This window comes from Pseudomonas sp. Pso3, from assembly GCF_055393275.1.
Map to the genome: position 1 here is coordinate 2,939,717 of NZ_AP043687.1, position 18,683 is coordinate 2,958,399.

Genomic DNA, 18,683 nt, shown 5'->3' on the forward strand with positions numbered 1-18,683 from the left:
GCCGTCGCCGAACCGCCAATGGCGCGCCCGGCAGGACTCGAACCTGCGACCATCCGCTTAGAAGGCGGATGCTCTATCCAGCTGAGCTACGGGCGCCTGTTACGGCAGCTGCCCTAGCAGAGACTTCCTTGGTGAGAAGCCTCTTGCCTGGCCCTTGTCAGTGACTTGGGCTGTGCTCGGCAAGCGGGGCGAATGTTATAAAGCTCGTGCAGGTCCGTCAACTAATTTTTTAAAAATTTTTAAGCAGAAGAATGAGTTAGCCGCCGCAGAGGCTTCTCTGTTGCGAGCGGGCCCGTCCATGCGAAAATAGCCGACCCTTTTCCGTCACCACCAGAAATCGCCCATGACCGCCCAACTGATCGACGGCAAGTCCATTGCCGCCCGCCTGCGCCAGGATATTGCCCAGCGAGTCTCTCAACGTCGTAGCGCCGGACTGCGCGCCCCTGGCCTCGCCGTCATCCTGGTCGGCGACGATCCCGCCTCGCGCGTCTATGTGGCGCACAAGCGCAAGGACTGCGAAGAGGTCGGTTTCGACTCCTATGCCCATGACCTGCCGGCCACTACCAGCCAGGCCGAGCTGGAAGCCCTGATCGATCGTCTGAATGACGACACCGGCGTCGACGGCATCCTGCTGCAACTGCCCCTCCCCGCCCACCTGGACGCCACCGGGTTGCTGGAGCGCATCCGCACCGACAAGGACGTGGACGGCTTCCACCCCTACAATTTGGGCCGGCTGGCGCAGCGCAATCCCCAGCTGCGCCCCTGCACGCCCAAGGGCATCATGACCCTGCTGCACAGCACCGGCGTCGACCTCTATGGTCTGGATGCGGTGGTCGTCGGCGCCTCCAATATCGTCGGCCGCCCCATGGCGCTGGAATTGCTGCTGGCCGGCTGCACCACCACCGTGACCCACAGGTTCACCCGCTCCCTCGAGCACCATGTCAGCCAGGCCGACCTGGTGGTGGTTGCCGTGGGCAAGCCCGGACTGGTCAAGGGTGAATGGATCAAGCCCGGCGCCATCGTCATCGACGTCGGCATCAATCGTCAGGCCGATGGCCGCCTGGTCGGCGACGTCGAATACGAAAGCGCCTGCGAACGCGCCAGCTGGATCACCCCGGTCCCGGGTGGCGTCGGCCCCATGACGCGGGCCTGCCTGCTGGAGAACACGCTGTACGCGGCCGAGCAGCTGCACAGCTAGCAAAACGGGCCCCGCGGGGCCCGTTCTTCATTCGGCCAACCCTCAGGGCAGCCAGGACTTCACGCGATCCGGATGGGCAGCGATCCAGGCCTTGGCGGCCTCTTCCGGCTTCTTGCCTTCTTCCACGGCCAGCATCACCTCGTTCACCTCACCCGGCTGCCAGGCGAATTTCTTCAGGAAATCCCAGACCGGCTTGGCCTTGGCTTCCAGGGCCGGGTTGGCCACGGTGTCCACATGCTCGGAGCCACCGAACACGCCCTTGGGATCTTCGAGGAACTTGAGCTTCCACTTGGCGAACATCCAGTGCGGTACCCAGCCCGTCACCACGACCGGCTTCTGGTCCTTTTCCGCCCGGGTCAGCTCGGCGATCATGCCGCTGCCCGAACTGGCCACCAGCTTGTAGTCCAGACCGTAGTCCTTGATCGCCTGGTCGGCCTTGAGCATGACCCCGGCACCGGCGTCGATACCGACGATCCGGCCGCCGAAGTCGGCCTTCTGCGCCTGCAGATCGGCGATGCTGTTGGCCTTGACGTACTCCGGCACGATCAGACCGATCTTGGCATCGGGGGTATTGACGTTCAGATCGACCACCTGGTCCTTCATCTTCTCGTAGTAGGCGCCGTGAGTGACCGGCAACCAGGCGGAGAGCATGGCGTCGAGCTTGCCGCGCGCGACCCCCTGCCACATGATGCCGGCGGCGACCGGCATGAGCTTGACCTCATAGCCCAGATTCTGGCGGATCACTTCAGCTGCGGTATGGGTCGTGGCCACGCTATCGGCCCAGCCATCGACATAGCCGATGGTGATTTCCGGCTTGGCCGCCTGGGCCAGGCTCATGGCCGAGGTCAGCGCAACACCGAGTCCTATTCCCAACAGTTTCTTCACCATGCTCATGCAGCAGTCCTCTCGCTATGGAAGTCGGGCGGTTGCCCCACCCCCATCATTCGGGCAATGCAAGATGGCCACTACCGCCTGGACGACGCATAACGACCGGTTAGCGACAAGAGCTGCACTTTTCGCGACATCCGATGTCGCTTGACGCAGCCCGTCGACCGCTCTGTAATCGACGCCTCGCAGAAACCTTCGCTTGCCGATGCAACCTATCGGCGAGTCGTTGTCTTACCTACGCTCTCAAGCCCTCTGAAAGGACTCTGTCCATGCGTCTTCCGTTGCGCGTCGCCGCCCTGCTGGGCGCGCTGTTTTCCGGCCTCTGGGGTACCGCGCACGCGGCCGCCGAAGTGGATGCCGCCACCTATGGCTATCCACTGGTCAATCCTTTCGAAGCCACCATCGTCACCACGCCGGAAAAATTCCGCCCCGAGCTGCCGCCCGAAAGCACCATCGACCAGGATGACTACAGTCTCAACCTGCGTCCGGAGCGGGAATACCAGCTGCCCGGCAACTTCTGGCCGGTGAAGAAATTCCACTACCGCCTCGCCCGCCAGGACCATCCTGCGCCGCTGATCTTCCTGATCGCCGGCACCGGGGCCAACTATTCCTCCAGCACCCAGGAATACCTCAAGCGGCTGTATTACGCGGCCGGCTACCACGTGGTGCAGCTGTCGTCGCCCACCAGCTGGGACTTCATGGTGTCGGTGTCGCGTACGGCCACCCCGGGCTACACCCCGCACGATGCCGAGGACCTCTATCGGGCCATGCAGGCGGTGCGCGCCCAGCATCCCAAGCTGCCGGTCACCGACTACTACCTGACCGGCTACAGCCTGGGTGGCCTGGACGCCGCCTTCGTGTCCTACCTGGACGAGAGCCAGCGCAGCTTCAACTTCAAGAAGGTGCTGATGGTCAATCCGCCGGTCAATCTGCTGACCTCGGTACGCAACCTGGATCGCCTGGTGCAGACCGAGGTGAAGGGCGTCACCAACAACCGCACCTTCTACGAGCTGATCCTGTCCAAGCTGACCCGCTACTTCCAGGAAAAGGGCTACGTCGACTTCAACGACGCCGTGGTGCGCGACTTCCAGCGCTCGCCGGAGCGGCTGAGCAACGAAGAACTGGCCATGCTGATCGGCTCGTCCTTCCGCTTCTCGGCAGCCGACATCGCCTTTACCTCCGACCTGATCAACCGCCGCGGCCTGATCACCCCGCCGACCTACCCGATCAGCGAGGGCACCAGCCTGACGCGCTTCTTCGCCCGTTCGCTGCAGTGCGATTTCGACTGCTACATGACCGAGCAGGTGATGCCGTTCTGGCAAAAGAACTTCAAGGGGCAGAACCTCGACGATCTGGCGCGCAAGTCCAGCCTCACCGCGCTGGAAGACTATCTGAAGAGCAGCCCGAAGATCGGCGTCATGCACAATGCCGACGACATCATCCTCGGCCCGGGCGACCTCGGTTTCCTGCGCAAGACCTTTGGCGATCGCTTGACCGTCTATCCCCACGGCGGCCATTGCGGCAATCTCAACTACCGCGTCAACGCGAACGCCATGCTGGAGTTCTTCGCCCGTGGTTAAGTCCCTGCTCGCTCTTCTCCTGATGGCCAGTGCCTCGGTATTCGCTGCCGAATCGAGCCCGCCGCCCTCCTCCACCCTGACCATCGGCTCGGACACCATGCCGGCCGCGCCTGTGGGCGCCGACGGCTTCAGCAATCCGCTGTCGACCCTCAAGTACAACCCGGGGCTGGACCAGCGCGAATTCGAACGGGCGTCACTGGTGGCGCTGGACGTCTACGACCCCTTCGAATCCTGGAACCGCCACGTCTACCACTTCAACTATCGGCTGGACGAGTGGGTCCTGCTGCCGGTGGTCAATGGCTATCGCTATATCACCCCGCGCTTCGTCCGCTCGGGCGTGAGCAACTTCTTCAGCAACCTGGGCGACGTCAACAACCTGCTCAACAGCCTGCTGCAGTTCAAGGGCCGCCGCGCCCTGGACACCACCGGCCGGCTGCTGCTCAACACCACCGTGGGGGTGTTCGGCCTGTGGGATCCGGCGACCCGCGTCGGGCTGATCAAGCAGCCGGAAGACTTCGGCCAGACCCTGGGCTTCTATGGCGTGGGTGACGGTCCCTTCCTGATGCTGCCGATCCTCGGCCCGTCCAACCTGCGCGACACCGGTGGCCTGGCGGTGGACTTCGCCGCCGAGGCGCAGATCAACTTCCTCAACGTCAGCGACGAGAGCAGTCGTCATCCGGAGATCATGGTGCTGCGCGGCATCAACCTCAGGTACGTGACCGACATGAGATACGGCCAGCTCAACTCGCCCTTCGAGTACGAGAAGATCCGCTACTTCTACACCAAGGCGCGGGAACTGCAGATCGCCGAATAAGGCCTAGGCGCCGGCGAGAAAGGCCCGCAGCTCCGGTAGGCGGGCCTGGGCATCGGCCCGTCCCAGCGCCATGAGTTCCTGGCAATAGGCCGCCTCGAACAGCAGATAGCTGAGCAGTGCACTGCCCGAAGGCCGGTTCACCCCGACGCCGCGCAGCAACTGCCGCAAGGCCGGCGGCAGGCGCTTGCGATGGTGGGTGGCGATATCCGCCAGCGGCTGGCTGGGCGCGATCACCAGCATCTCCACGGGACGGCAGAACCGTCCGCTGACCGGATCCCCCGCCGGCAGCGCACTGCTCAGCAGATTGAGACGCCGCAGGGTTTCGGTGTCGCTGTCCAGGGCATCGACGAAGGTGCTGTTGAGCAGGTGGCCGCCGATCTGCGCCACCGTCGGCGGCCGACCCTGCAGGCCGTGCTCGTGCCCCCCGGGCGCGCCGAGCCCTATGACCAGGATGCGATCCGCCCCCAGATGCAGCGCCGGACTGATGGGCGCCGTCTGCCGCACCGAGCCATCGCCCAGGTATTCACGCCCCACCTTCACCGGCGGAAAGAACAGCGGAATGGCCGTGCTGGCGAGCAGGTGGTCGACCGCCAGCCGCGCCGGAACCCCGACGCGCCGATGGCGAAACCAGGGATCCAAGGCGCCATGACTCTGATAGAAGGTCATCGCCTGGCCCGAGGCGTAACCGAACGCCGTGACTGCCACGGCGCGCAGGGCGCGCTGGCGCAAGGCGGCGGTGATGCCGGAGAAATCCAGCTCGCGGCTGAGCAGGGCTCGCAGCGGGGCGTTGTCGAGCAGGGCCAGGGGCTCCTGGCGCCAGGCGCCGAACAGCGTCTGCAGCCCGAAGCGCGCGGCCTGGCGGGTCGCCCCCGCCCAGTCGCTGCGATAGATCATCGCCGTGTCCAGCCCTGCCCAGACCGCCGCCAGGCGATCCACCGCGCGGCCGAAATCCAGGGCGCCACAGCCCAGCACGGCGGCGTTCAGCGCCCCCGCCGAGGTACCGACGAGAATCGGAAAGGGATTGTCGGAACGGACCGCCAGGGTGTCCGCGACCACCTGCAGCACCCCGACCTGATAGGCGGCCCGCGCGCCACCTCCGGCCAGAATCAGCCCCGTGCGCCCTTCGCCACCCAGACTCACCTAGCGTTTCTTCTTCGGATAGAGCTTGGGCTCACCGGCCGGGCGGGTCTTGAAGCGCCGGTGGGCCCAGAGGTACTGCTCGGGCAACTGGCTGACGCAGTGCTCCACCCACTGATTGATGCGCAGGCAGTCGGCTTCCTCGCTCTCACCAGGAAAGTCGGCCAGCGGCGGATGAACGACCAGGCGATAGCCCGAACCATCCGCCAGGCGTTCCTGGGTGAAGGGCAGCACCCTGGCCCGCCCCAGACGGGCGAACTTGGTGGTGGCCGTCACCGTCGCCGCCTGGATGCCGAACAGCGGCACGAAGAGGCTCTGCTTGGCGCCGTAGTCCTGATCCGGCGCGTACCAGATGGCGCGACCGGCGCGCAGCACCTTGAGCATGGCGCGCACGTCCTCGCGCTCGATGGCGGTGGCGTCCAGGTTGTGGCGCTCGCGACCACGGCGCTGGATGAAGTCGAACACCGGATTCTTGTGCTGGCGGTACATGCCATCGATGGTATGCCGCTGACCGAGCAGCGCCGCACCGATTTCCAGGGTGGTGAAATGCAGCGCCATGAGGATCACGCCCTGCCCGTCGCGCTGGGCGGCCTGCAGGTGCTCGAGGCCTTCGATATGCGCCAGCCGGGCCAGGCGCTGCCGCGGCCACCACCAGCTCATGGCCATCTCCAGCAGCGCCATGGCGCTGCTGGCGAAGTTGCGCCGGAGCAAGCGGTCGCGGGCCTGCTCGTCGAGCTGGGGAAAGCAGAGTTCCAGATTGCGGCGGGCGATGGCCCGGCGCTGCCCGGCGACGTGATAGAAGATCCAGCCGAGTCCCCGGGCCAGACGCAGCAGCACGGCGTAGGGCAGTTGCACCAGCAGCCAGAGCAGACCGAGCCCTAGCCAGAGCGGCCAATAACGTGGATTGAGAAAGGCGAGGCGGAAAGACGGCCGCTCCATCGGAACTCCTGCATGAAAAAGTCGCGCCATTCTACAGGCCTCGCGCAGATTTCCCGTAGCCTTCACAGTCACGGCCCCCCGCACCCGGTGAGGGTTGCGACACGCGGGGCATCCCGCTATAAGTCCCGCCATCCAAGCACAAGTACCCACCATGACCGCAGCCGATCCTTCCGAAAGCGACTCCGTCTTCCAGCTCAAGGGCAACATGCTCGCCGTGACCGTGCTGGAGCTTCTCCGCAACGACCTGGGGCGCCTGGACCGGCAACTGGCCCAGAAGGTCGCCCAGGCCCCCAACTTCTTCCAGGAAACGCCGCTGGTGCTGGGCCTGGACAAGCTTGCCGAGGATGCCGGCCCGCTCGACCTGGGCGCCCTCCTCGATCTCTGCCGCCGCCACGGTCTGCGCACCCTGGCCCTGCGTGCCAGCCGCAGCGGGGACCTGGCCGCCGCCAACGACTACGACCTGCCGATCCTGCCGCCCAGCTCCGGTGGCCGCGAGCGCCAGGTCGAGCCGCGCGATCGCGAACCGGTGAAGCCGGCGGAACCGCCCAAACCGGTCGTACCGCCCGCCCCGCCGATCAATCCGACCAAGATCATCACCGCACCGGTGCGCGGCGGCGTGCAGCTCTATGCCCCGGCCGGTGATCTGGTGGTGCTGGCACCGGTCAGCCCGGGCGCCGAACTGCTCGCCGACGGCAACATCCATGTCTATGGACCCATGCGCGGCCGCGCGCTGGCCGGCGTCAAAGGTGATACTAAAGCGCGGATTTTCTGCCAGCAGCTGACCGCGGAACTGCTCTCCATCGCCGGCCAGTACAAGGTCGCCGAAGACCTGCGACGCCATCCACAATGGGGCAATCCGGTGCAGGTCAGCCTGGTGGGAGATGTGTTGAACATCACCCGTCTTTAACGGATACTTCCGCGAATTTTTCGCACTTGGCGCCTAAGCCGCCAACGGCAACACGAAGCGCGACACTGCCTGCAATCTCGTCACCGAGGGCACCGAGTCGCTTCAGTTATTACTTTCGATCAAGGTGAATCAGTTTGGCCAAAGTACTCGTAGTCACCTCCGGCAAGGGCGGCGTCGGCAAGACCACCAGCAGCGCCGCCATCGGTACCGGTCTCGCCCTGCGCGGCCACAAGACCGTCATCGTCGACTTCGACGTCGGCCTGCGTAACCTCGACCTGATCATGGGCTGCGAGCGCCGCGTGGTGTACGACTTCGTCAACGTGATCAACAACGAAGCCACCCTGACCCAGGCCCTGATCAAGGACAAGCGTCTCGAGAACCTGTTCGTGCTGGCCGCCAGCCAGACCCGTGACAAGGACGCCCTGACCCAGGATGGCGTCGAGCGCGTGATCAACGAACTCAAGCAGACCTTCGATTTCATCGTCTGCGATTCCCCCGCCGGCATCGAGAAGGGTGCCCACCTGGCGATGTACTTCGCCGACGAAGCCATCGTGGTGACCAACCCCGAAGTCTCCTCGGTCCGCGACTCCGACCGCATGCTCGGCCTGCTGGCCAGCAAGTCGCGGCGCGCGGAAAAGGGCGAGGAAGCCATCAAGGAACACCTGCTGCTGACCCGCTACAACCCCGAGCGCGTGACCAAGGGCGAAATGCTCGGCGTCGAGGACGTGGAAGAGATCCTGTCCATTCGCCTGCTGGGCGTGATCCCCGAATCCCAGGCGGTGCTCAAGGCGTCGAACCAGGGTATTCCGGTGATTCTCGACGAACAGAGCGACGCCGGTCAGGCCTACAGTGATACCGTGGAGCGACTGCTCGGCAAGGAAGTGGCCTATCGCTTCCTCGACGTGAAGAAGAAAGGCTTCCTGCAACGTCTGTTCGGGGGTGGTGGCGAATGAGCATCTTCGACTTCTTTCGCGATCGGAAGAAGCAGAACAGCGCTTCGATAGCCAAGGAGCGGCTGCAGATCATCGTGGCCCACGAACGCGGGCGCCACGAGCAGCCGGACTATCTGCCGCAACTGCAGAAGGACCTGCTGGAAGTGATCCGCAAGTACGTGCCCATCGAGCAGGACCAGATCCAGGTCGAACTGGAAAACCAGGGCAGCTGCTCGATCCTCGAACTCAACATCACCCTGCCCGACCGCTAAGGCGCGTCTTGCAGGACAGCGGCGGCCCCAGGGCCGCCGTTGGCGTTTAAGCCATGTCGAATCCGCTGCGCCCGTCAGGCGCGGGCCGGCTTCGCAAGCAGGCCCCCAGGAAGCCCATGCCCCTCTCCAACATCCGTATCATTCACCAGGACAACGCCCTGCTGGTGGTCGACAAGCCCACCCTGCTGCTATCGGTCCCCGGTCGCGCCGAAGACAACCGTGACTGCCTGGTGACCCGCCTGCAGGAAAACGGCTATCCGGAGGCCCGTATCGTCCACCGCCTGGACTGGGAGACCTCCGGGGTCATCGTGCTGGCGCGGGATGCCGACAGCCACCGCGAGCTGTCCCGGCAATTCCATGACCGGGAAACGGAAAAGGCCTATACCGCCCTCTGCTGGGGCGAGCCGGACGCCAACAGCGGTCGCATCGAATTGCCGCTGCGCTACGATCCGCCGACCAAGCCGCGCCACGTGGTGGATCACGAACTGGGGCGCCATGCCCTGACCTTCTGGCAGGTGCTGGAGCGTCACGGTCACTACAGCCGGGTGGAACTCACCCCCATCACCGGCCGTTCCCACCAGTTGCGCGTCCATATGCTCAGCATCGGTCATCCGCTGCTGGGCGATCAGCTCTATGCCCAGGGCGAGGCGCTGGCGCTCCGGCCCCGCCTCTGCCTCCACGCCAGCCTGCTGACGCTGACCCATCCCGTCTCGGGCGAGCGGATGAGCTTTACCAGTCCCGCGCCTTTCTGATCCTTCGCTGGCCTACTGAGGCACTCGACCGGAGGAACGCCGCTTGTCGCACTGGACGTCCTACTACACCGCCACCGCCGCGGGCGGTCCGCGTGAGACCTTGCTGCAGGCGCTCTCGTCCTGGTCGAGTCCGCCAGGCTTGGCGCTGGACCTGGGCTGTGGCACCGGTCGCGACACCCAGGTGCTGCTGGAGCAGGGCTGGCAGGTGCTGGCCCTGGATGCCGAGCCCGAGGCCCTGAGCGCGCTGCGCGAGCGCACGCCGGCCCTGCTGCAGGGGCGCCTGGAAACCCGCCAGGCCCGCTTCGAGACGGTCACCCTCCCCCGCTGCGACCTCCTCAATTCCAGCTTCGCCCTGCCCTTCTGTGAACCGGCCCATTTCCCCGCGCTGTGGAACGGGATCACGGCGGCGGTCCGTCAGGGTGGTCTGTTCTGTGGCCAGCTCTTCGGCGAGCGGGACAGCTGGGCCAGCAAGGGCGTGACGGTAGTCGACGCCGCGGCCCTGCGGCGGTTTCTCCAGGACTGGGACGTCCTCCTGCACCGGGAAGAGGAAGAGGACGGCCATACCGCGGTCGGGCGGCCCAAGCACTGGCACATCCACCACCTGGTGCTGCAGCGCCGCTGAGCAAGGCGGTGCCCCTGGGCCCGGCGCTACGCTCGACTCCCCCGGGTCCAGAACCTAGACTGGACGCCTTGTCGTCCGGAGTCGTCCATGCGTACCGATCAGATCCAAGGCCTCATCGATTTCCTCGCCAGTTCCCCCACCCCCTTCCATGCCACCGCCACCCTCGCCCGCCGTCTCGAAGCCGCCGGCTACCAGCGCCTGGACGAGCGCGAGAGCTGGTCCGTGCAGCCGGGTGGTCGCTACTACGTCACCCGCAACGATTCCTCGCTGATCGCCGTACGCCTGGGCGCCCAACCCCTGGAGCGCGGTCTGCGCCTGGTCGGCGCCCATACCGACAGCCCCTGCCTCAAGGTCAAGCCGCAGCCGGAGCTGCAGCGGCAGGGCTTCTGGCAACTGGGCGTCGAGGTCTACGGCGGCATGCTGATGGCGCCCTGGTTCGACCGCGACCTGTCCCTGGCGGGCCGGGTGACCTTTCGCGCCGGTGGCCGGGTGCAGAGTCGACTGATCGACTTCCGCAAGCCGCTGGCGATCATTCCCAACCTGGCCATCCACCTCAATCGCGAAGCCAACCAGGGCTGGGCCATCAATGCCCAGAACGAATTGCCGCCGATCCTGGCCCAGGTGCCGGCCGGCGAGCGGCGCGACTTCCGCGCCCTGCTGGCCACCCGCCTGCAACAGGAGCACGGCCTCGACGACGCCGAGGTGCTGGATTTCGAACTGAGCTTCTATGACGTCCAGCCCGCTGCCCTGGTCGGCTTGGAAGACGATTTCATCGCCGCCGCGCGCCTGGACAATCTGCTGTCCTGCTATGCCGGTCTGGAAGCCCTGCTGGCCGACGAGGGCAACGAAAACGCCGTACTGGTCTGCACCGATCACGAGGAAGTGGGCTCCACCTCCTGCTGCGGCGCCGACGGCCCCTTCCTCGAACAGGTGCTGCAGCGCCTGTTGCCCGTCGGGGATGCCTTTACCCGCACCCTGCAGCGCTCGCTGCTGATCTCGGCCGACAACGCCCATGGCGTGCACCCCAACTACGCCGACAAGCACGATGGCAACCACGGCCCGAAACTGAACGCCGGACCGGTCATCAAGGTGAATGCCAACCAGCGCTATGCCACCAGCAGCGAGACCGCGGCCTTCTTCCGCGACCTCTGCCAGCGCGAAGGGGTGCCGGTGCAGAGTTTCGTGGTGCGCAGCGACATGGGTTGCGGCTCCACCATCGGGCCCATCACCGCCGGACAGCTGGGCGTGCGCACCGTGGACATCGGTCTGCCCACCTTCGCCATGCACTCCATCCGCGAATTGGCCGGCAGCCACGACCTGGGCCATCTGATCAAGGTACTGACGGCCTTCTATTCGAGCAGCGAATTGCCGCTCTGACGCCGGTCTAGTCCGGCACCTCGACCCTGACCTGGATGGCGTCGTGCCGCCAGAATTCCAGGTCGCAGTCGATCAGGCGTCCCTGCTGGTCGTGGTTGATGCGGGTGATGTGCAGCGCCGGACTGCCCTGGGCCACCCGCAGCGCCTGGGCCGCTTCCGGCAGCAGCGCCGTGGGCAGGATCTCGAAGCGCACCTCGCCGTAGCGGATATCGTAGCGGTCGCGATACAGCTCGGTGAGAGAGCGCTGCAGGTCGTGCTCCAGCAGGCCCGGGAAATAGGCGGCATTGAGGTAGTGCTCGACATAGAGCACCAGTCGGCCATCCACGCGGCGGACCCGGCGGATCTGATAGACGCTGGACAGCGCCGGCAACTCCAGCAGGCGGCAGATCTCCGCCGAGGCCAGCATCTGCCGCGCCGCCAGCACCTCGGTAGCCGGTCGGCGACCCTGGGCTTCCACCATGGCATGGAAATGGGTCCGCGCCAGGGGGTTGTAGGCCAGGCGCGGTGGGGCGACGAACCAGCCGCGGCGTTCCTCGCGATAGATCAGCCCCAGGGCCTCCAGCTGCAGCAGGGCTTCGCGCAGGGTGATGCGGGTGGTGGCGAAGAGTTCGCTCAGCTGGCGCTCGGACGGCAGGCGCTCCATGGCCGGCAGCAGACCGTGGGCGATCTGCTCCTGCAGGGCCTGGCGGATGGCGCCGGCACCTGGCGCACTTCTTTGGACTAGACCAGTTTCAGATTGGTGCACCCGTAACGCCTCGACTAGGGTTTGGTTGGAGACTAAGACGGCCAGATGACCGCTTGGTGACGACTGCAGCGCCCGTGCCAGCAGAGAACCTGGGCGGATTGCCATCAAATCGTCATACCCCGGTCCTAGATTGGCCTGTGTCTTGCTGACCTAGACCAAGCCCTAATCCCTGGAGCGCCCGTATGACCCGTATGCTTGCTTCCCTGTTGGCCACAGCCGTTGCGGTACAGGCCGGTACCGTCTTCGCCGATACCGTCGATCTCAAAGCCCTCGAAGCCGCCGCCCGCAAGGAAGGCGAGGTGAACAGCGTCGGCATGCCCGATACCTGGGCGAACTGGAAAGGCACCTGGCAGGACCTAGAGCAGAAGTACGGACTCAAGCACCAGGATACCGACATGAGCTCCGCCCAGGAGATCGCCAAGTTCGCCGCAGAAGGCGAGAACGCCTCCGCCGACATCGGTGACGTCGGTGCTTCCTTCGGCCCCATCGCCGTGCAGAAGGGCGTTACCCAGCCCTACAAACCCAGCACCTGGGACCAGGTCCCGAGCTGGGCCAAGGACAGCGACGGTCACTGGGCCCTGGCCTACACCGGCACTATTGCCTTCATCGTCAACAAGCAGACCGTCAAGGACGTTCCCCATTCCTGGGCCGACCTGCTCAAGGGCAACTACAAGGTCACCATCGGCGACGTCAGCGCGGCCTCCCAGGCGGTGAGCGGCGTACTGGCGGCGGCCTATGCCAACGGCGGTGACGAAAAGAACATCAAGCCGGCGCTGGATTTCTTCGCCAAGCTGGCCAAGCAGGGCCGCCTGGCCTTCACCAACCCGGTGGTGGCCAACCTCGAGAAGGGTGAAGTGGAAGTCGGCGTGGTCTGGGACTTCAATGCCCTCAACTATCGCGACCAGATCGATCGCTCGCGCTTCGAGGTACTGATCCCCTCCGATGGCTCGGTGACCTCCGGCTACACCACCATCATCAACAAGTATGCCAAGCACCCCAACGCCGCCAAGCTGGCCCGCGAGTACATCTTCTCCGACGCCGGCCAGATCAACCTGGCCCAGGGCTATGCCCGGCCGATCCGCGCCGAGCACCTGACCCTGCCGGCCGATGTCCAGGCCAAGCTGCTGCCCCAGGCGCAATACGCCAAGGCCCGCCCCATCGCCGATGCCAAGGCCTGGGAAGAGACCTCCAAGCGCCTGCCGCGGCTCTGGCAGGAACACGTTCTGATCAACATGCAGCAGTGACATCATGAAGGTCATCCTGGTCGTACTGGACGGACTCGCCCTGAGGGTCGCCGAACACGGACTCGGCTTCCTCCAGGCGCTCTGCCTGGCCGGCCGGGGTCGCCTCTACCGGCTGGAATGCGAGTTGCCCTCGCTCTCTCGTCCGCTCTACGAATGCCTGCTCACCGGGGTGCCCCCGGTGCGCAGCGGCATCGTCCACAACGGCGTGGACCGGCTATCCAACCAGACCAGTTTCTTCCACCTGGCCCAGGCCGCCGGCCTCACCACGGCGGCAGCGGCCTATCACTGGGTCAGCGAACTCTACAACCGCAGCCCCTTCGACCGGGCACGGGACAGGCACGTCAGCGACACCGCCCTGCCGATCCAGCACGGCCACTTCTATTACGCCGACCACTATCCGGATTCCCATCTGTTCGACGATGCCGAGCACCTGCGCCTGGCCCATGACCCGGACATCCTGCTGGTGCATCCGATGAACATCGACGATGCCGGTCACCGGCACGGGCTCTCCAGCCACGAGTACCGCAACGCCGCGCGCCGCGCCGACGGCCTGCTGTCCCACTACCTGCCCGCCTGGCTGGACGCCGGCTACCAGGTGCTGGTGACCGCCGATCACGGCATGAACGACGACCGCAGTCACGGCGGGACGCTCCCGGAAGAACGCGAGGTGCCCCTGTTCGTCTTTGGCGCAGGCTTCTCCCTGGGCGAGGCGACGCCGCTGCAGGTGGAGCTCTGCGGCACCGTCTGCACGCTGCTGGGCCTCGCCCATGACAAGCCCCTGTGTCGGGAGCTGCTGGCATGAAGCGGCCCCGACTCGCCCTGCTGCTGATCCTGCCTTTCCTGCTGGTGTTCGGCGCCTTCCAGCTGGCGCCCCTGGCCTGGATCGCCTTCAACAGCTTCAACTCCAGCGAAAGCGGCTGGGGCCTGGGCAACTACGCCGAAATCCTCGGCTCGCCCTTCTACCTGCAGGCCATCCGCTTCTCCCTGGAGATTTCGCTCTGGTCCAGCGTCTGCGGCCTGCTGATCGCGCTGCTCGGCGCCTATTCGCTGACCCGGGTCGACTCGCGGCTGCGCGGCTTCGTAGTGGCCTTCACCAACATGACCAGCAACTTCGCCGGGGTGCCGCTGGCCTTCGCCTTCATCATCCTGCTGGGGATCAACGGCTGCCTGACCCTGGCGCTCAAGCAATTCGGGCTGATCGAAGGCTTCAACCTCTACACCAAGGGCGGCCTGATCCTCATCTACACCTACTTCCAGATTCCCCTGGGCGTGCTGCTGCTGTTCCCGGCCTTCGAAGCCCTGAAGCAGGACTGGCGCGACGCGGCGGCGCTGCTGGGTGCCGGCACCTGGCAATACTGGCGGCACATCGGCCTGCCGGTGCTCAGTCCGGCGCTGATCGGCACCTTCATCATCCTGCTCGCCAACGCCCTGGGTGCCTACGCCACGGTCTATGCCCTTACCGTCGGCAACTTCAACGTAGTGCCGGTGCGCATCGCCGCCCTGGTCTCCGGCGACATCTATCTGGAGCCCAACCTGGCCGCGGCGCTGGCCATGCTGCTGGTGGCCTTCATGACCCTGATCACCCTCGTCCATCAATGGCTGCTGCGGCGGAGTCGTCATGTCCAGAGCTGAGCGCCTCTACCATCGGCTGGTGGTCTGGATCCTGTTCCTGATCCTGTTCACGCCCCTCGCCGCGACCCTTATATATTCCCTGGCCACCCAGTGGTCGGCGACCCTGCTGCCGGCGGGCTTCACCTTCAAGTGGTACCTGCAGCTGTGGAGCGATCCGCGCTTTCTCGCCGCCTTCGGTCGCTCCCTGGCGATCTGCTTTGGCGCCCTGGCGCTGTCCTGCGTGCTGATCCTGCCGACCATGTTCGCCGTCGCCTATCACTTCCCCCGGCTGGATGCGCTGATGAACGTGCTGATCCTCCTGCCGTTCGCCGTGCCGCCGGTGGTCTCGGCGGTGGGCCTGCTGCAGCTCTATGCGAGCGGGCCGCTGCCGCTGACCGGCACGCCCTGGATCCTGGTGTTCTGCTACTTCACCATCGCCCTGCCCTTCATGTACCGCGCCATCAGCAACAACCTCCAGGCGCTGAATCTGCGCGACCTGATGGACGCCGCCCACCTGCTCGGCGCCAGCTCCTGGCGCGCCGCCCTGCTGGTGGTGCTGCCCAATCTGCGCACCGGCCTGATGGTGGCCCTGTTCCTGTCCTTCTCCTTTCTCATCGGCGAATTCGTCTTCGCCAACCTGCTGGTGGGGACGCGCTACGAGACCCTGCAGATCTATCTCTACAACCTGCGCAACGGCAGCGGCCACCTGACCAGCGCCCTGGTGATCTCCTACTTCCTCGCGGTCCTGCTGCTGACTTGGATCGCTAATCGCCTGAATCGGGAGCGGACATGAGCTATCTCGCGGTCAAGGGACTGCACAAGCGCTACGGCGCCAATACCCTGTTCACCGACATCGAATTCCATGCGGAACAGGGCGAACTGGTGACCCTGCTCGGCCCCTCGGGCTGCGGCAAGTCCACCCTGCTGCGCTGCCTGGCCGGGCTCACCGAGGTCGATCGCGGCGCCATCGTGCTGGCGGGACAGGACATCACCCACCTGCCGCCGCAACGCCGTGGCATCGCCATGGTGTTCCAGAGCTATGCGCTGTTTCCCAACATGACCGTGGCGCAGAACGTCGCCTTCGGCCTGCGCATGCAGCGCCTGGCGCGGGACGAAATCGAGCAGCGGGTGCGCGAGGCCCTGACCCTGGTAGAACTGCAGGGCTTCGCCGAGCGCTATCCGCACCAGCTCTCCGGCGGCCAGTGCCAGCGCGTGGCCCTGGCGCGCTCGCTGATCGTGCGGCCGCGGCTGCTGCTGCTGGACGAACCCCTCTCGGCGCTGGATGCCCGCATCCGTCGCCACCTGCGCGAACAGATCCGCGCCATCCAGCAGGAGCTGGGCCTGACCACGGTGTTCGTCACCCACGATCAGGAAGAAGCCCTCACCCTGTCCGATCGCATCGTGCTGATGCGCGAAGGCCGCATCGTCCAGAGCGGCGATGCCGAGACCCTCTACACCGCACCGGTGGATGCCTTCGCCGCCGGCTTCATCGGCAACTACAACCTGCTCAGCGCCGACCAGGCCAGCCGCCTGTTCGGCCAGACCTTCCAGGGGCAGGTGGCGATTCGCCCCGAGGCCATCCGACTCGGCGTCGCTGGCGGTTTCAGCGGCCGCATCGTCGGTCACAGCCTGTTGGGCAACGTGATCCGCTACCGGATCGCCACCGAAGCCTGCGAACTCAATGTCGACGTTCTCAACCATGGGCCGACGGCCTTGCAGCCGAACGGCACAGCCGTCACCCTGGCCGTCGATTCCGACAGCCTGAGAGAAGTGGCATGACCCTGGCGATTTTCGATCTCGACGAAACCCTTATCGACGGTGACTGTTCCAGCCTGTGGAGCCAGCAGATGGGCGTGCTCGGCTGGGTCGACCGCGAGTCCTTCGTGCGGCGCGACAGCGAGCTGATGGCGGCGTACGCCCAGGGCGAGTTGGCCATGGAAGACTACATGGCCTTCCACCTCGAACCCCTGGTGGGCCGCACGCCCGAGGAAGTGGATTTCGAGGTCGGGCCCTGGGTCGAGGACGTCATCGAACCCCTGATCTTCAGCGACGCCATGAAGTGCATCGCCGCCCACCGCGCGGCCGGCGACCGGGTGATCATCGTCTCGGCTTCCGGGGTGCATCTGGTGGAGCCCATCGCCGAACGCCTCGGCGTGGAAGAAGTGCTGGCCATCGACCTGCAGGTCAATCACGGCGTCTACAGCGGCCAGGTCGAGGGCGTCATGACCTTTCGCGAAGGCAAGCTGACCCGCCTGCTGGAACTGCTCGGCGGCGACCGCAGCCTGCTGGCTGGCGCCAGCTTCTACTCCGACTCGCGCAACGACCTGCCGCTGCTCGAAGCGGTGGGCAAGCCGCACGTGGTCAACCCCGATCCGGTACTACGCGAGCGCGCGGCACAGGCTGGCTGGCCGATCCTCAGCTGGCGGTAGAGTCAGTCAGACACGAATGTTATCGCGGCCATGGGCCGCTCCTACAGAAGCATCACCCCTCGTAGGAGCGGCCCATGGCCGCGATAAAGACAGTTGCGCCTACAGCGGACTCGATCTGTAGGAGCGGCCGTAGCGGCGGACCGCCATGGCCGCGATAACCCTGGCCGTGGGTGCTACTCCAGCCCTTCGTCCAGCACCAGCACCACCTTGCCGTTCACCTCGTTGCTTTCCAGGGCGGCAAAGGCGGCTTCGGCGTTCTGGGCGGCGAAGCGGCGTTCCAGGTTGACGTTCAGCTTGCCTTCGGCGAACAGCGGCCACACCTTGGCCTCCAGGGATCTCATGGTCTTGGCCTTGAATTCCACGGATCTGTTGCGCAGCGTCGAGCCGATGATGCGGATGCGCTTGCCGAGCACCTTGCCCAGATCCATCTCGGCCTGGCGACCGCCCATGAGGCCGATCAGCACCCAGCGTCCGTCCTGGCCCAGCAGATCCAGATTGAGCGACGCATAGTTCGCGCCGACCGGATCGAGGATGACGTGGAAGGGGGCGAAATCGCGCAGCCCTTCCAGATCGGTCTTGCGCAGCACCCCGCCCTCGGCACCGAGGCGCTCGCAATGCGCCAGGCGATCCTGGGAGCCGACGCTGACCCAGCAGGGATTGCCGAAGGCCTTGCACAGCTGGATGGCGGCCGAGCCGACGCCGCTGGCACCGGCGTGCAGCAGTACCTTTTCGCCCGGCTGCAGCGCGGCCAGATCGAACAGGTTGCTCCAGGCGGTCGCCCAGACCTCGGGCAGCGCCGCGGCCTCGATCAGCGACAGGCCTTCCGGCACGGAGGCCGCCTGACGCCCGTCCACCACCACCTCGCTGGCCATGCCACCGCCAGCCAGCAGCGCGCAGACGCGGTCACCGACCTGCCAGCGCGAATCCGCAGTGGTCTCGCTGACCACCCCGGCACATTCGAGGCCCAGGGTCGCCGGCGCGCCGGGCGGCGGCGGATAGTTGCCCGCCAGCTGCAGCAGGTCCGCGCGGTTGAGACCGGCAGCCGCCACCTTGATGCGAATTTCCCCAGGCGCCAGCGCGCGCGCGCTCAGTGACTGCCATTCCAGTTGCCCTTCGATACCTTGCAATGCGTTCACGGTGCCTCCATAGTGGCTCAGGCTTTGACGAAAAGCGCCTGCGCCGGCGGGTTCTGCGGGAGTCGAGCGGACCGGAAGACGCGGGGCTGTCACAGCCTTC

General features: G+C 65.8%; 20 protein-coding genes and 1 tRNA gene. 15 read left to right on the forward strand and 6 right to left on the reverse strand.

Features of this window, described 5'->3' with window-relative positions:
• Window positions 1–19: 19 nt before the first annotated feature.
• A tRNA-Arg gene (locus ACZ5R1_RS13830) sits at window positions 20–96 on the reverse strand.
• A 247-nt stretch (window positions 97–343) separates the two neighbouring features.
• On the opposite strand from ACZ5R1_RS13830, the gene folD reads away from it, so the two are divergent.
• A complete protein-coding gene (folD, locus tag ACZ5R1_RS13835) occupies window positions 344–1,198 on the forward strand; it encodes a bifunctional methylenetetrahydrofolate dehydrogenase/methenyltetrahydrofolate cyclohydrolase FolD (protein WP_007162183.1) in 855 nt (284 codons plus the stop codon).
• Between the two features lie 42 nt (window positions 1,199–1,240).
• On the opposite strand, the gene ACZ5R1_RS13840 is transcribed toward folD, so the two are convergent.
• Window positions 1,241–2,086 carry a glycine betaine ABC transporter substrate-binding protein gene (locus ACZ5R1_RS13840; RefSeq protein ID WP_371099721.1) on the reverse strand — a complete coding sequence of 282 codons (846 nt, stop codon included), beginning with the start codon at window positions 2,084–2,086 and terminating at the stop codon, window positions 1,241–1,243.
• Window positions 2,087–2,355: 269 nt separating this feature from the next.
• Between ACZ5R1_RS13840 and ACZ5R1_RS13845 the strand changes: the two genes are divergently transcribed.
• The gene (locus ACZ5R1_RS13845) at window positions 2,356–3,666 is read left to right on the forward strand and encodes an alpha/beta fold hydrolase family protein (RefSeq protein WP_027597678.1); all 1,311 of its coding nucleotides are present in this window, start codon (window positions 2,356–2,358) and stop codon (window positions 3,664–3,666) included.
• Between the two features lie 97 nt (window positions 3,667–3,763).
• Window positions 3,764–4,480 (forward strand): MlaA family lipoprotein, encoded by a 717-nt coding sequence (locus ACZ5R1_RS13850; protein WP_223855461.1) that lies wholly within the window; start codon window positions 3,764–3,766, stop codon window positions 4,478–4,480.
• A 3-nt stretch (window positions 4,481–4,483) separates the two neighbouring features.
• Here ACZ5R1_RS13850 and ACZ5R1_RS13855 read toward each other — a convergent pair whose 3' ends face one another.
• Window positions 4,484–5,620, reverse strand: a complete 1,137-nt coding sequence (locus ACZ5R1_RS13855) for a patatin-like phospholipase family protein (protein ID WP_027597676.1) — start codon at window positions 5,618–5,620, stop codon at window positions 4,484–4,486.
• Entirely contained in the window at window positions 5,621–6,556 is a 936-nt protein-coding gene (locus ACZ5R1_RS13860; RefSeq protein WP_464712408.1) for a lipid A biosynthesis lauroyl acyltransferase, read from the reverse strand. It abuts the gene before it with no gap.
• Window positions 6,557–6,707: 151 nt separating this feature from the next.
• Here ACZ5R1_RS13860 and minC point away from each other — a divergent pair, with 151 nt between their 5' ends.
• From minC to ACZ5R1_RS13890, 6 genes are all read left to right on the forward strand, one after another.
• A complete protein-coding gene (gene minC, locus ACZ5R1_RS13865) occupies window positions 6,708–7,463 on the forward strand; it encodes a septum site-determining protein MinC (protein WP_027597674.1) in 756 nt (251 codons plus the stop codon).
• Between the two features lie 134 nt (window positions 7,464–7,597).
• On the forward strand, window positions 7,598–8,416 hold the full coding sequence (minD, locus tag ACZ5R1_RS13870) for a septum site-determining protein MinD (protein ID WP_027597673.1): 819 nt from the start codon (window positions 7,598–7,600) through the stop codon (window positions 8,414–8,416).
• Window positions 8,413–8,667, forward strand: a complete 255-nt coding sequence (gene minE / locus ACZ5R1_RS13875) for a cell division topological specificity factor MinE (protein ID WP_007162175.1) — start codon at window positions 8,413–8,415, stop codon at window positions 8,665–8,667. The genes minD and minE overlap by 4 nt, the downstream gene beginning before the upstream one ends.
• A gap of 116 nt (window positions 8,668–8,783) precedes the next feature.
• A complete protein-coding gene (locus ACZ5R1_RS13880) occupies window positions 8,784–9,419 on the forward strand; it encodes an RluA family pseudouridine synthase (RefSeq protein WP_464712409.1) in 636 nt (211 codons plus the stop codon).
• 43 nt (window positions 9,420–9,462) lie between these two features.
• Window positions 9,463–10,041, forward strand: coding sequence for a class I SAM-dependent methyltransferase (locus ACZ5R1_RS13885; protein WP_464712410.1), 579 nt, complete (start codon window positions 9,463–9,465; stop codon window positions 10,039–10,041).
• A gap of 87 nt (window positions 10,042–10,128) precedes the next feature.
• Window positions 10,129–11,418, forward strand: a complete 1,290-nt coding sequence (locus ACZ5R1_RS13890; protein WP_314586471.1) for a M18 family aminopeptidase — start codon at window positions 10,129–10,131, stop codon at window positions 11,416–11,418.
• A gap of 7 nt (window positions 11,419–11,425) precedes the next feature.
• Here the strand turns inward: ACZ5R1_RS13890 and ACZ5R1_RS13895 are convergent, their stop codons facing one another.
• Window positions 11,426–12,163 carry a UTRA domain-containing protein gene (locus ACZ5R1_RS13895; protein WP_044341329.1) on the reverse strand — a complete coding sequence of 246 codons (738 nt, stop codon included), beginning with the start codon at window positions 12,161–12,163 and terminating at the stop codon, window positions 11,426–11,428.
• Between the two features lie 182 nt (window positions 12,164–12,345).
• On the opposite strand from ACZ5R1_RS13895, the gene ACZ5R1_RS13900 reads away from it, so the two are divergent.
• From ACZ5R1_RS13900 to ACZ5R1_RS13925, 6 genes are read left to right on the forward strand one after another with little or no spacing between them, the layout of a single operon-like run.
• Entirely contained in the window at window positions 12,346–13,407 is a 1,062-nt protein-coding gene (locus ACZ5R1_RS13900; protein ID WP_464712411.1) for an ABC transporter substrate-binding protein, read from the forward strand.
• Window positions 13,408–13,411: 4 nt separating this feature from the next.
• On the forward strand, window positions 13,412–14,209 hold the full coding sequence (locus ACZ5R1_RS13905) for an alkaline phosphatase family protein (protein WP_464712412.1): 798 nt from the start codon (window positions 13,412–13,414) through the stop codon (window positions 14,207–14,209).
• Window positions 14,206–15,039, forward strand: a complete 834-nt coding sequence (locus tag ACZ5R1_RS13910; protein WP_108581969.1) for an ABC transporter permease — start codon at window positions 14,206–14,208, stop codon at window positions 15,037–15,039. Before ACZ5R1_RS13905 ends, ACZ5R1_RS13910 begins: the two co-directional genes overlap by 4 nt.
• Entirely contained in the window at window positions 15,026–15,811 is a 786-nt protein-coding gene (locus ACZ5R1_RS13915) for an ABC transporter permease (RefSeq protein WP_027597665.1), read from the forward strand. The genes ACZ5R1_RS13910 and ACZ5R1_RS13915 overlap by 14 nt, the downstream gene beginning before the upstream one ends.
• Entirely contained in the window at window positions 15,808–16,797 is a 990-nt protein-coding gene (locus ACZ5R1_RS13920; RefSeq protein ID WP_027597664.1) for an ABC transporter ATP-binding protein, read from the forward strand. Before ACZ5R1_RS13915 ends, ACZ5R1_RS13920 begins: the two co-directional genes overlap by 4 nt.
• Entirely contained in the window at window positions 16,794–17,447 is a 654-nt protein-coding gene (locus tag ACZ5R1_RS13925) for an HAD family hydrolase (RefSeq protein WP_027601263.1), read from the forward strand. Before ACZ5R1_RS13920 ends, ACZ5R1_RS13925 begins: the two co-directional genes overlap by 4 nt.
• A 173-nt stretch (window positions 17,448–17,620) precedes the next feature.
• Here ACZ5R1_RS13925 and ACZ5R1_RS13930 read toward each other — a convergent pair whose 3' ends face one another.
• Window positions 17,621–18,583, reverse strand: coding sequence for an NAD(P)H-quinone oxidoreductase (locus ACZ5R1_RS13930; protein WP_027597662.1), 963 nt, complete (start codon window positions 18,581–18,583; stop codon window positions 17,621–17,623).
• Window positions 18,584–18,683 lie beyond the last annotated feature (100 nt).